We start from the raw sequence: 12,983 nt of genomic DNA, 5'->3' as shown, positions 1-12,983 counted from the left end.
AACGCCGAACGCCCCGGACGCTGATGAGCGATGTCGCGTACGCCCCGTGGCAAGCTGTGTCACAGACCGTTTCAGGACTACCCGCCATGCACTTCGACCTCGCCGACCTGCGCCTCTTCATCCACATCGCCGAGTCACCGAGCCTGACCCAGGGCGCGCGCCGCGGCCATCTGTCGCCCGCGGCGGCCAGCGCGCGGATCAAGGCGCTCGAGTCGCAGCTCGACGCGCGCCTGCTGTACCGCGACAGCCGTGGCGTCGAGCTGACGCCCGCCGGCCAGCGCCTGTTGCAGCATGCGCGGCTGATCATGCGGCAGGTCGACTACCTCAAGAGCGAGTTCGCCGCCTATGGCACCGACTCGGCCGGGCACATCCGCATCTTCGCCAACACCACGGCGGTGACCGAGTTCCTGCCGGAAAAGCTCGCCGGCTTTCTCGCCGCACGGCCGGGGGTGACGGTCGATCTGCAGGAGCGCCTGTCGCGCGACATCGTGCGCGGCGTGCTCGACGGGTCGACCGACCTGGGCATCATCGCCGGGCCGGTCGAAGCGCGGGGGATGGAAATCCTTCACTTCAGCACCGACCGGCTAGTGCTGGCGCTGCCGGTCGGCCACCCGCTGGCGGCCGAGGCGCAGGTCACGCTGAGCCAGACGCTCGATTACCAGCACATCGGCCTGCACGAAGGCAGCACCCTGCTGAGCTTTCTGCGCGATCAGGTCGAGCGGCTCGGGCGCCAGCTCTCGCTGCGCATCCAGGTCTCGAGCTTCGAGGCGGTGTGCCGGATGATCGAGGCCGGCGTCGGCATCGGGGTGATTCCCGAATCGGCGGCAAGCCGCCACTCGCGCACCATGCGACTGGCCATCGTCGAGCTGGACGAACCCTGGGCCGTGCGCGAGCGCAGCATCCTGGTCCGCGAGTTCGCCGCCTTGCCGGGCACGGTGAAGGCGCTGATCGCCACCCTCGCCCCGACCGCCCACGAACGAACCAACCCGTGAGCACAATGCCGAATGGGCAGGGACGGCAGCCCGCCGGGCCCACCCGTGGATCACGCATGTCGACGCTCACCAACCGCCTGTTTCGCCTGTACCGTCGGGCCACCGACAGCATCGCCCTGTACCCGACGCTGGTGGCGCTGGGCCTGGTCGCGTTGTGCGTCGTTTCCATCGTCCTGGAGATGACCTGGCTGCAGCCATACAAGCAGGATCTGGAGCTTGGCATCGTCAAGAACGCCGCGAACGCACGGCTGATCCTCGGCACCCTGGTCGGCGGTGTGATTTCGCTGATGGTCTTCAGCTTCTCGATGGTGATGGTCGTGCTCAGCACCGCGGCCAACGCACTCTCGCCGCGCGTGCTGCCGGGGCTGATCAGCCGGCGCAGTCATCAGGTGGTGCTGGGTTTCTACCTCGGCACCATCATCGATTCGCTGTTGCTGGTCGCGACCATCCAGGAAGGCGACCAGATCAACGTCCCGAGCCTTGGCATCTACCTCGCGCTGGTGCTCGGCGTGGTCTGCCTGTGCCTGTTCATCTATTTCATCCGCACCATCTCGCTGTCGATCCAGGTCGACTTCAACCTCAACCGCCTCTACAAGCAGACCCTGGCCCAGCTGGCGGAGCAGCGCGCGCGCTGGGAGGCGCTCGACACGCGTCCCGGCTGGCCCGACGACACCGACTGGACGGTCGCCCGCTCGCGCAAGGCCGGTTACTTCAAGGCGCTCAATCAGGCTGCCGCGCTGGACATCCTGGCGCGCAACGACCTGCGCATGTCGGTGCAGATCCATAACGGCTTCTTCGTGATGCCGGGTCACCCCCTGTTTCGGCTGGATCGCGACCCGCAGGACGAGCGGCTGATGGATGCGTTGCTGGACTGCTTCGATTTCTACGTCGAGGAATACGCCGACCGGCACCATTTCTTCGGCTTCAAGCAGATCAGCGAGATCGCGATCCGCGCGCTCAGCCCGGCGGTCAACGATCCGGGCACGGCCATCAAGGCGATCGACATGCTGACCGTGCTGTTCGCCGAGCGCCTGCGCCTACCCGACCATGACGTCGCCTGCGATGAATCCGGCCGGCCGCGGCTGTTCCTGCGCGAAATGACCCTCGATGCCATGCTGCATGCGGTGCTCGAACCGATCCGCCGTTATGGTCATGCGGACGTGCCGGTGCTGCTGAGCCTCTTGCAGGCCTGCAAGAACCTGCTGTTCACCGGACCGGACGCCGACGCCGAAGCCGTGCTGCTGCGGCATGCCAAGGCGGTGATTCCGCGCGATGGACAGGTCGTCGAGGCGATCGACCTGGACGTCATCGATCAGGCGATCGAGCGCCTGAACGCAACGTTGCGGCACCACGGACCGATCGCCCCTGCGCCTCGTGGGGGAATCCTCGGCGCCGATCGCTGCCCAACATCGCAAAGCTGACCGCCATGCCCGCCGGGCCGGTCGCCCACACGCCATTCGCTTAGGGATAACCGCATGACTTCACTCATCGCCCCGATCGCCTCGCTGCTTGCCGGCGTCGCCCTGCTGCTGCTCGGTCATGGCCTGCTGACGACCCTGCTGACGCTGCGCGGGGTCGCCGAAGGGTATTCGACCGGGCTGATCGGCATCATGATGTCCGGCTACTTCGGCGGCTACCTGATCGGTACCTGGCTGGCGCCGCCGCTGATCCGCCGCGTCGGCCACATCCGCACCTTCGCCTTCTATGCCGCGCTGGCGGCCATCGCCGTGCTGCTGCACGTGATGATCGTGAACCCCTGGGTGTGGATCGCGCTGCGGGTGGTCTACGGCATCGCGCTGGTCACGCTGTACATGGTCATCGAGAGCTGGCTGAACGCGCAGGTCTCGGGCGACAAGCGCGGTCAGGTGTTCGCCATCTACATGGTGGTCAACCTCGGCGCGCTGGCGCTGGCGCAGCAACTGCTGGCGATCGACAGCCCGATGGTGTTCACGCTCTTCGGGCTGGCCGGCATCTTCATTTGCAGCGCGCTGATGCCGATCACCCTCACCCGTCAGGCACAGCCGGCACAGCCGGAGACGCCGCATACCGATCTGCTGCAACTGGCGCGCGTGGCGCCTCTGCCGCTGATGGCGGCCGGGCTGTCGGGCCTGGCGCTGGCCGGCTTCTGGGGGCTGGCGCCGGTCTACGCGAGCGAAAGCGGCTTCGACGCCTCCGGCGTGGGCCTGATGATGAGCGTGACCATTCTCGGCGGCGCGGTGCTGCAATGGCCGATCGGGCGCTTTTCCGATACCCATGACCGGCGGCTGATCCTGCTCTGGGTGGTGGCGCTGGCGGCGCTGCTTTCCGCGGGGCTGACCTTCCTCACCGCCGGCCCGCTGTTGCTGGCCGGGATGTTCCTGTGGGGCGGCCTGGCCTTCTCGATCTACTCGATTTCGGTGGCGCTGATGGTCGATCAGCTTCATCCGGACGAGATCCTCGCCGGCTCCAGCGGCCTGCTGCTGGCCAACGGCTTTGGCGCCGCCTTCGGTCCGGTCACGGCGGGCGGCCTGATGACGCTGATGGGCCCGAAGGCACTCCCGCTTTTCTTCGCGGTAAGTCTGGGCCTGCTGGCGCTCTATGCCTGGTATCGCTCGCGCCGCGTCAGCGACCTGATCAGCGAGCCGCATGGCCATTTCACGCCGATGCTGCGGACCAGCCATACCGTGCTGGAACTGATGCCGGACACCCCGGAAACCGAGCACCACACCGCCGAGCCGGTGTACGGCTCGGGGCAATCGTAGCGGCGAGCTAGAAGTCGACCCGCCCGCGGCCGGCCTTGATCGCGCCGCGCTTGGTCTTGCCTTGCAGCCGGCGCTCCTGGGAGCCGCGGGTCGGGCGCGTCGGGCGACGGGACTTTTCCACCCGCACCGCCGAGCGGATCAGCTCGATCAGCCGCTCCTGCGCGTCGGCCAGGTTCTGCTCCTGGGTGCGATAACGCTGCGCCTTGATCACCACCACGCCCTCGGCGGTGATGCGCGCGTCGCGCAGGGCGAGCAACCGCTCCTTGTAGAACGGCGGCAACGACGAGGCGGCAATGTCGAAGCGCAGGTGGATCGCGCTGGACACCTTGTTCACGTTCTGGCCACCGGCGCCCTGCGCGCGAATGGCGGTCCATTGCAGCTCCGCCTCGGGAAGCTGCACGGCATTCGAGATGATCAACATGACGTCTATGGTGCCTCTCGAGCCCGCTGCCGGCCAGCGGGAATACCTGCACACAATTGAGACTTGGCCTGGCGGCGGGTCGACCGGCTATCGTTTGCCACCGTCACGAAGGGAGCCTGCTGCATGGATTCGATCACCCAGGCCGTACTCGGTGCCAGCGTCCAGGCGGCGCTGCTCGGCCGCTGGCAGGGGCGCAAGGCGCTGGTCTATGGCGCGGCGCTCGGCACCCTGCCCGACCTCGACGTGATCATCGACTACGGCGATGCCATCGCCGACATGACCTATCACCGCGGCTTCAGCCACTCGCTGTTCGTGCTGTCGGGGCTCGCGTTGCTGCTGACGGGGCTTGTCCGATGGTGGCGTCCCGAGGCCGGCTATGGCGGCGGGCGCCTGCTGCTGACGCTCTGGCTGGTGCTGATCACACATCCGCTGCTCGATGCCTTCACCAGCTACGGCACCCAGTTGTTCTGGCCCTTGCCCGTCACGCCGACCGCCTGGTCGAGCGTGTTCATCATCGATCCGGGGTTCACCGTCCCGCTGCTGATCGCGGTGATCGCCGGGCTGCTGTTCGGCCTGCAGGGCCGGGTGGCGCGCTGGCCGGCGATCGCCCTCGGCCTGGCCGGCGCGTACCTGGCGTTCACCGTGGCGGGCAAGCTGATGGTCGACCGGCGCGTCGATGCGGCGCTGGAGGCGAGCGGCATCGACGCGCAAACGGTGTTCACCACGCCGACGCCGTTCAACAGCTTGCTGTGGCGGGTCGTGGTGATCGATGGCGAGCGCTACTACGAAGGGCTGGTCAGCTGGTTCGACGAGGCGCCGCCGGAACTCGTCGAGCTGCCTCGCCGTGCCGCGCTCGCCGAGGTGCTGGCCGATTCACCGAAGCACGCCCGCCTCGTCTGGTTCACCGACGGCATCCTGCGTTACGACGTGAATGGCGGCCGCCTGGCGGTCACCGACCTGCGCATGGGCGTGCCGGGCTTCCACCCCTTCCGCTTCGCGCTTGCCGAACAGGTCGGCGACCGCTGGCGATTGATCGAGGACGTCGACCGGGAAGTGACCGCCCGTGGCGATGCCGACCGCCTGCTGGCGCTGTGGAGGCGCATCTGGAACCAGGACGCCCGGGTACCGCTGGAACGCTGGGCCGCGGAGCTCAGCCGGCGCTAGCCGCCGCGCTGCGCCGCGCATGCCAGCTGCTCAGCAGGTGCAGGATCACGCCAAGACCCAGCAGCAGCCCGGCGCGTAGCCAGGTGCCGGCGCTCTGCTGCGACAACAGCACCAGGCACGACAGGATCGCCAACACCGGCACCAGGGTCGGCGCGCGGAAATGCTCGGCCTCGACCTTGTCGCGGCGCAACACCAGCACCGCCACGTTGGTGCTGATGAACACGAACAGCAACAGCAGCACCACCGTCTCGGCCAGCGCCGCGAGCGTGCCGGTGACGGTCAGCAGCATGGCCAGCAAGGTGGTGGCGATGATGGCCACCCAGGGCGTGCGTCGGTTGGGCAGCACCTTGCCGAGCACGGCCGGCAGCAGCCCCTGCTCGGCCATGCCGAAGGTCAGGCGACTCGACATGATCATCGTCAGCAGCGCGCCGTTGGCCACCGCGATAAGCGCAATCAGCGCGAACAGCTCATCCGGCACCGCATAACCGGTCTCGCGCACCACATCGAGCAACGGCGCGGACGAGGCGCCCAGCGCATCCGGCGCCAGCACCGCCGAGGCCGCGAGCGCCACGCCGACGTACACCAGCCCCGCCACCAGCAAGGCGCCGAACAGCGCGCGCGGGTAGTTGCGCCGCACGTCACGCACCTCCTCGGCGACGTTGGCCGACACCTCGAAACCGACGAAGGAGTAGAAGGCGATCAGCGCCGCACCGAGCACGGCGATCGTCGGCGACACGCCGGGCGTGAAGGTCAGCACCCGTCCCGGCTCGCCCTCGCCGGCCAGTACGAAGCGCGCACCGAGCACCACTACCACCAGCAGGCCGCTGACTTCGATCAGCGTCATCACCGTATTGGCGCCGAGCGATTCGCGAATGCCGCGGGCGTTGAGCATCGCCACCAGAACGAGGAACGCCAGCGCGGTCGGCACCGTGGGCGTATCGATGAGCGCGCCCAGGTAATCGCCGGCGAACGCCAGCGACAGGCCCGCCGCGCTGGTGACGCCGGCCGCCAGCATCGAGAAACCGATCAGGAATGACACCACCGGCAGCCCGAACGCCCGTTCGGCGAACACCGCGGCGCCGCCCGCCTTCGGGTACTTGGTGACCAGCTCGGCATAGGACGCTGCCGTCAGCATCGCGAAGCCCAGCGCCACCAACAGCGGCACCCAGATGGCACCCCCGACCTCGCCTGCGACCTTGCCGGCCAGCGCATAGACACCCGCGCCCAGCACGTCGCCGAGAATGAACAGGAACAGCGCCGGCCCGCCGATGGCGCGCTTGAGTCGCGTGCTGGGTTCTCCAGAGGTATTGGTCATGGATCGCTCTATTCACGGAAGAAGGGCCTGCATGGCCTCTTCAACCTAGAGCGACGGGTGGGCGGGGAAGTTCAGCCGGTGGCTCGAAGGCGGGTTCGAGCGCAGCGCGTGGGGTAGGCCAACCGTCTGTGGTGCGCTGAAGCGCACCCTACGGCTGAAAGGCCGTTGGCCGGCATGAACAGGCTGGATCGAGCACGCCCCGAGCAGCCACCGCAGGGGGCAGCTCGGGGCTCGCATCAGGTGCGGAAGCGCCCCATCAGGCCTTGCAGTTCGCCGCCCAGGCGGGCGAGTTCGGCGCTGGCGCCGGCGATCTGTTCGCTGGCGGTGGCGCTCTGCTCGCCGATGTCGTGCACGCGCGTGACGCTGAGGTTGATGGCCTCGGCCACGGCGGTCTGCTCTTCGGCCGCAGCGGCGATCTGCTGGTTCATCTGCTCGATGGTCGACACCGCATCGGTGATGCGACCCAGCGCCGAGCCGGCCTCACCCGCCAGCGTCACGGTGCGCTGGGTCAGGCTGCGGCTGCTGTCCATCTGCTCGACGGCCTTCTGCGCGACCCGTTGCAGGTTGGCGATCAGGCCCTCGATTTCTTCGGTGGAGCTGTGCGTGCGCATGGCCAGCGCGCGCACCTCGTCGGCCACCACGGCGAACCCGCGCCCCTGCTCGCCGGCACGGGCCGCTTCGATGGCCGCGTTGAGGGCCAGCAGGTTGGTCTGCTCGGCGACGCTGCGGATCACTTCCAGCACGCTGCCGATGCGGCCGCTTTCCGCGTTCAGTGCCGTGATGGCCTCGGCTGTCTTGTCGACTTCCTGTGCCAGCGAATCGATCTGGCCTACCGCTTCCTTCACCACCCGATCGCCCTGGCGGGCTTCACGGTCGGCCTGGCGCGCCGCTTCGGAGGCCTGCTCGGCATTGCGGGCGACCTCCTGCACGGTGGCGGCCATTTCATGCATGGCGGTGGCGGTCTGTTCGGTTTCCGAACGCTGCGCCTGCACGCCTTCGCTGGTCTGTGCGGTGATCGCCGAGAGCTGGTCCGCCGCGGTGGCGATCTGGCTGACGCCACCGCCGATGCTGCCGATCAGGGTGCGCAGGCTCTGCGTCATGGTCTGCATGGCCTGTTGCAGCTTGCCGATTTCGTCGCGCCGCACGGCCCTTGCCTCGGTGTGGCTGAGATCGCCCGAAGCGACGCGTTCGGCGATCTCCACGGTACGCCGCAGCGGGCCGACGATCAGCCGCGTCGTGACGAAGGCCGCCATGAGGCCAACCAACACCGCCAGCCCGCCGATGACGGCCAGCAGCAGGAAGGCCTGGCTGCGCTCGGCGCGCATCTGCTCGGTCGCCTGTTCGAGCGCGCGTCCGGCAATCACGGCCACGCCGTCCGCCTGCTGCGCCATCGATTGTTCGCTGGCGATGCGGGTGGTGCGCAACTGCTGGAAGCGACCGAAGGCTTCCTTGTAGTGCGCCAGCTCCTTGAGCGCGAGGTCCATCGCGGCCTTCTGGTCCTCGTTCAGCCATTGCTTGAGGCCTTCGGCCGAACGGGTGATGTCCTCGTAGACGCCCTGCCAGTCGTCGACCGCCTGCTGCGAGCTGTCGCTGATGAACTGGCCCTCGTAGGTCCGCAGATCGAGGATGCTCTTGGTCAGGGTGGAGGTGGCCTCGGCCAGCGTCAGCGGGTCGCTGCCCTTGAGCAGATCGCCGCCCAGGCGCAGGGCGCGGACGGCGTCGTACATTTCGAGCTCGACGGAGGTGAATTCCTCACGACTGAGCTGCGCCGCCTCGGCCATCTCGACGCGCGCCTTGGCGACCTCGGCGAGCTGCGCACGGTATCCCTGGAAATGCCGAGCGTAGCTGTCGAGCGCCACGCGAATGCGGGCGAGCTCCTGTTTTTCCGCCTCGCTGGAGCGGGCCGCCAGTTCTTCCAGCGCCGGGCCGAGATCGGAAAGCGTCCGGTTCAGCGCGTCGGCGGAGGTTTCCGCGCGGGTCAGGGCGAAGTCGCGCTCCTGGGTGCGCGCCTCGAGAATGCCGGCGTTGATCCGGGCCAGGCGGTTCATTTGCTGCGAGCGTTCGACGGTCGTCTCGACCGCATAGAAGCCGGTGCCGGCCACCATGACGGTCAGCGCCAGCACGCCGCCGAAGCCGACGAGCAGCTTGCGGCCGACCGGCAGATTGGTGAAGAAACCCGAGATTACGTCCATATAGGCATCCAGACAGGTGCAACGATGCGAGGGCATCGGCCGTGTGTGCGAGAAGTTGAGCGTCGTTCTGTCGCTATCGCGCGCCCAACGCCTGATAGCGCTATCGCCCGGCTACGATCCGAGCAGGGCGCGCACTGTAAACCGCTACGGATTAATCCTCAAAATTCTGGCGCCAGAAGGTTACTGCGGCATGACGGCTCAGTGCTGCAGGTGGCCATAGAGCCGCGCATAGAGCCCGCCCTCGGCGATCAACTGGCCGTGCTCGCCCTCTTCGGCGATGCGCCCGCCATCGAACACCAGCACCCGATCGGCCTGTTTAACCGCCGACAGGCGATGCGCGATGATTAGCGTGGTTCGGCCGTCGAGGAAGCGCGCCAGGCCCTGGTGCAGGGCGTATTCGGTGGCGGCATCGAGCGCCGAGGTCGCTTCGTCGAGGATGACAACCTTCGGCTCGGCCAGCACCATCCGAGCCACCGCCAGCCGCTGGCGCTGCCCACCGGACAGCCGTACGCCCGAGCGGCCGACGATGCTGTCCAGCCCCTCGGGCAGCTGACGGATGGCCGTGGCGAGCTGGGCGATTTCCAGCGCCTGCCAGCAGGCCGCGTCGTCGCGCTCGCGGCCCATGGTGAGGTTGGCGCGCACCGTGTCGTTGAACAGCGCCGGATGCTGGAGCACCACCGCCACGTTGTCGCGCAGCCGGTCGCGGGCGATCTGCTCGAGCGGCACGCCGCCGAAGCGGATGCTGCCGGCCCCGGGTTCGTACAGACCGAGCAGCAACTGCACCAGGGTGCTTTTGCCGCCGCCGCTGGCGCCGACCAGCGCGACCTTCTCGCCCGGAGCGATGTGCAGGTTGAGGCCCTCCAGCACGGGTTCGTCACGGTAGGCAAAGCTCAGCTCGCGCACCTCGATGCCGACCGTCCGGTGCCCCGCGAAGGGATCGGCCAGGCCGACCGGACTGGGCTCGTCGGCCCGCGCCAGCAACCCGTTGATCCGGCCGAGCGCGCCAGCGGCCGCGTAAAAGGCGTATTGCAGGCTGAGCAACTGTTCGACCGGGCCGATCATGAACCACAGGTAGCTGAACACCGCGAGCATCTGGCCGATGGTCAGGTCGGAGAACAGCACGGTCAGCATGGCCGCGGCGCGGAACACATCGATGCCGAACTGGAACAGCAGGCCGCTGGCGCGGTTCGAGGCATCGGTCTTCCATTGCGAGGCCACCGCGTGGTCGCGCACCTCCTTCGCATGCAGACCGAGCCGGCCGAGGAAGAAGCCTTGCCGGTTGCCGGCGCGCACTTCCTGAATGGCCTCCAGCGTCTCGGTCAGCGCCTGGGTGAAGCGCGAGGTGCTGTCGTTCTCCAGCTTCTTGAGGTGCTTGACGCGCTTGCCGAGCTGCACCGTGGCGTAGATCACCAGCGGGTTGAACAGCAGGATCAGCAACGCCAGCTTCCAGTGCATCCACACCAGGATGGCCGCGGTGCCGGTGATCGACAGCACGGCGACGAGCAGACGGCTCAGGGTTTCGCCGATGAATTTGTCCAGCGTCTCCAGGTCGGTCACCAGGTACGCCGCGACCGTGCCGCCGCCGAGGCTTTCGTACTCGACCAGGGCGATGCGCTTGAGCCGCTCGATCAGGCGCACGCGCAGCCGGTAGACGATGTCTTTCGACAGCTGCGCGAACATCCGCGCCTGCAAGACGTTGAGCACCAGCGACGCGCTGCGCAGGCACAGCGTCAGCGCCAGCATCAGGCCGATGTAGCCGACCGCGGTTTGCCATTCCGCCGGCAGGAAGCGATCCATGACGGCCAGCGCCTGGCCGCCATGCTCCAGCAGCACCTCGTCGACCAGCAGCGGCAGCAGCAGCGGGATGGGCACCGAGCAGAGCGTCGCCAGCACCGCGAACAGATTGGCCAGCACCAGCCCCTTGCGATGGCGCAACGCGAGCCGGCGGATCTCCGCCCAGGTCAGGCGATCAGGCATGCGCGCCCTGATCCAGCCAGCGATCGAGCAGCGGCAGCAGCGTTTCGAGAGGCTGGTAGCCGTTGGTCAGCAAAGCCAGGCGCCCATCACGCTCGGCCAGGACTGTCGGAAAGCCGCTGATGCCGAGGTTGCGCACCCAGTCGAAGTCCGCGGCGGTGTCCTGATGCGCCTCGGGACTGTCGAAGCGCTGTGCGAACGCCTCGCGCGCGTAACCGGCCTCCTCGGCCAGCCCGACCAGCACGGAGGCGCGCGTGGTATCGGCGCCCTCGAGGTAGAAGGCGCGCTGGACCAGGCCCATGAATCGCCACACCGGCGACGTATCGAGATCGCGTGCCGCGACGATCGCCCGACAGGCCGGCTCGGTGTCGTAAACGAAGCCCTCCGGCATGGCGGCATTGAAGTCGAACAGCTGGCCCGTGGCGGCGTTGACCGCCTGCCAATGGCCGAGGATGCGAACGCGCCCGGCCGGATCCAGCGGCTGGTGTTCGCTACGCAGACCACCGACCACCGGCACGGCCGCAACGCCGGCGCGCGCTGCCCGCTCGGCCAGCGCCTCGATCACCGGGGCGAAGCCCCAGCACCAGGAACACATCGGGTCCATCACGTACAGCAGACGGGCGCTCATCGGTACTCCTCGATCCGTTCGTTCAGTCAGGCCGCGCGGGCCGGGGTATCAGTCGCCCGCGTGCCGGGGATCGCGGCCGATGGGGTGCGGCTGGTTGCGCTGTCGGGCCAGCTCGATCTGCTTCTGCCGTTCGCGGGCGCTGGCGCGGGTCTTCTCCGGCAGCGAATCCCAGCAATGCGGACAGCTGATGCCCGGCGCGTAATGATCGGAGGCGCGATCCTCGACCGAGATCGGATTGCGACAGGCATGACACTGATCGTAGTCGCCCTCGCTGAGGTCGTGGCGCACGGTCACCCGGTTGTCGAAGACGAAGCAGTCGCCCTGCCACTTCGACTCGTCCTGCGGCACCTCTTCCAGGTATTTGAGGATGCCGCCCTTGAGGTGATAGACCGCCTCGAACCCTTCGCCGAGCATGTAGCTCGAAGCCTTCTCGCAGCGGATGCCGCCGGTGCAGAACATCGCCACCTTCTTGTGCCGGGCCGGGTCGTAGTGCGCCTTGACGTATGCAGGGAACTCGCGGAACGACGTGGTCTTCGGGTCGACCGCCCCCTCGAAGGTGCCGATCGCCACCTCGTAGTCGTTGCGGGTGTCGATCAGCAGCACTTCCGGGTCGCTGATCAGCGCGTTCCAGTCCTTCGGCTCGACATAGGTGCCGACCCGGCGGTTCGGGTCGACGCCCGGCACGCCGAGGGTGACGATTTCCTTCTTCAGCTTGACCTTGGTGCGGTAGAACGGCTGCTCGTCGCAGTAGGACTCCTTGTGGTCGACATCGGCCAGGCGAGGGTCCTGCCTGAGCCAGGCGAGCAGCGCATCGATCGCCTCGCGCGTGCCGGACACGGTGCCGTTGATGCCTTCCTCGGCGAGCAGCAGGGTGCCCTTGATGCCGTTGGCTTCCAGGGTTTCGAGCAGGGGTTGGCGCAGCGCGACGTAGTCCGGCAGGGAGACGAACTTGTACAGCGCCGCCACGACGATGGGTCGGGTCATGACAGCCTCCAGTGGTCGCCCGCGCAAAGGGCGGACCGGTAACGAAAGGCGCCGGCTCGGGGCCGGCGTGGGCGCGGATTCTAACAAAGCGATTCCGGGGCGTCGTCCGCCGGAAAAGGCCGACCAGCTGCGCGGGGTGTTGTCGACGGGGAACAGCCGACCGGCCGGTTTTTACCGGATCGCCAGCAAGCGGGCGCCTACGGGTCGGCTTAGGATTGAAGCCCGGTCGATGGCCAGGCTTTGGGCTTTAGGCCTCCGGCTAGCCTCCGAGCTTGCTGCCACCGCGGCAGGTCGGCGAGTCCGGCGCGACGCCCTGTGCGGACCACTCGTCCGGCGTGTAGGTGTGGACGGCCAGCGCGTGGATGCGGCCCATCAGCTCGCCCATCGCGCCGTACACCTTCTGGTGCCGCTTGACCGCCGAGAGCCCGTCGAACACGGGGCTGACGACGGTCGCCTTGTAGTGGGTTTCCTGTCCGCGGCTGTGCATGTGGCTCTCGTCCAGCACTTCGAGGTGCTGGGGTTGCAGGGCCTGCAAGGCGTCGATGATGGCGTCGCGGGTGGTCATGCGTGGC

Annotated in this window: 11 protein-coding genes; 4 read left to right on the top strand and 7 right to left on the bottom strand. The window is 67.9% G+C overall.

Translation table 11 applies throughout. The annotated features are described in order from the left end of the window. Positions 1 to 86 precede the first annotated feature (86 nt). From D7325_RS01185 to D7325_RS01175, 3 genes are read left to right on the top strand one after another with little or no spacing between them, the layout of a single operon-like run. On the top strand, positions 87 to 992 hold the full coding sequence (locus tag D7325_RS01185) for a LysR family transcriptional regulator (RefSeq protein ID WP_120993279.1): 906 nt from the start codon (positions 87 to 89) through the stop codon (positions 990 to 992). 56 nt (positions 993 to 1,048) lie between these two features. Beyond that, on the top strand, positions 1,049 to 2,413 hold the full coding sequence (locus D7325_RS01180; protein ID WP_120993277.1) for a DUF2254 domain-containing protein: 1,365 nt from the start codon (positions 1,049 to 1,051) through the stop codon (positions 2,411 to 2,413). A 54-nt stretch (positions 2,414 to 2,467) separates the two neighbouring features. Continuing rightward, complete coding sequence (locus D7325_RS01175) at positions 2,468 to 3,733, top strand: MFS transporter (protein ID WP_120993275.1); 1,266 nt, start codon at positions 2,468 to 2,470, stop codon at positions 3,731 to 3,733. Positions 3,734 to 3,740: 7 nt separating this feature from the next. Here D7325_RS01175 and arfB read toward each other — a convergent pair whose 3' ends face one another. Next, the gene (arfB, locus tag D7325_RS01170; protein ID WP_120993273.1) at positions 3,741 to 4,154 is read right to left on the bottom strand and encodes an alternative ribosome rescue aminoacyl-tRNA hydrolase ArfB; all 414 of its coding nucleotides are present in this window, start codon (positions 4,152 to 4,154) and stop codon (positions 3,741 to 3,743) included. A gap of 123 nt (positions 4,155 to 4,277) precedes the next feature. Between arfB and D7325_RS01165 the strand changes: the two genes are divergently transcribed. Next, positions 4,278 to 5,318 (top strand): metal-dependent hydrolase, encoded by a 1,041-nt coding sequence (locus tag D7325_RS01165; protein WP_120993271.1) that lies wholly within the window; start codon positions 4,278 to 4,280, stop codon positions 5,316 to 5,318. Here D7325_RS01165 and D7325_RS01160 read toward each other — a convergent pair. The 6 genes from D7325_RS01160 to D7325_RS01135 form a co-directional block, all read right to left on the bottom strand. After that, positions 5,305 to 6,633, bottom strand: a complete 1,329-nt coding sequence (locus D7325_RS01160) for an APC family permease (RefSeq protein WP_120993268.1) — start codon at positions 6,631 to 6,633, stop codon at positions 5,305 to 5,307. The genes D7325_RS01165 and D7325_RS01160 overlap by 14 nt on opposite strands. Positions 6,634 to 6,869: 236 nt before the next feature. After that, the gene (locus D7325_RS01155; protein WP_120993266.1) at positions 6,870 to 8,825 is read right to left on the bottom strand and encodes a HAMP domain-containing methyl-accepting chemotaxis protein; all 1,956 of its coding nucleotides are present in this window, start codon (positions 8,823 to 8,825) and stop codon (positions 6,870 to 6,872) included. Between the two features lie 198 nt (positions 8,826 to 9,023). Then, positions 9,024 to 10,802, bottom strand: coding sequence for an ABC transporter ATP-binding protein (locus tag D7325_RS01150; RefSeq protein WP_120993264.1), 1,779 nt, complete (start codon positions 10,800 to 10,802; stop codon positions 9,024 to 9,026). Continuing rightward, complete coding sequence (locus D7325_RS01145; RefSeq protein WP_120993262.1) at positions 10,795 to 11,427, bottom strand: DsbA family protein; 633 nt, start codon at positions 11,425 to 11,427, stop codon at positions 10,795 to 10,797. Before D7325_RS01145 ends, D7325_RS01150 begins: the two co-directional genes overlap by 8 nt. Positions 11,428 to 11,475: 48 nt before the next feature. After that, positions 11,476 to 12,411: an oxygen-dependent tRNA uridine(34) hydroxylase TrhO gene (gene trhO / locus D7325_RS01140; RefSeq protein WP_120993260.1), complete on the bottom strand. Its 936-nt coding sequence runs from the start codon at positions 12,409 to 12,411 to the stop codon at positions 11,476 to 11,478. 259 nt (positions 12,412 to 12,670) lie between these two features. Then, complete coding sequence (locus tag D7325_RS01135; protein ID WP_120993258.1) at positions 12,671 to 12,976, bottom strand: BolA family protein; 306 nt, start codon at positions 12,974 to 12,976, stop codon at positions 12,671 to 12,673. Positions 12,977 to 12,983: the final 7 nt, after the last annotated feature.

Source organism: Stutzerimonas urumqiensis (assembly GCF_003640395.1).
In the GTDB taxonomy this organism is placed as follows: domain Bacteria; phylum Pseudomonadota; class Gammaproteobacteria; order Pseudomonadales; family Pseudomonadaceae; genus Stutzerimonas; species Stutzerimonas urumqiensis.
The sequence above is the reverse complement of the archived record's forward strand: the minus strand, read 5'-3'. Positions and strand labels throughout refer to the sequence as shown.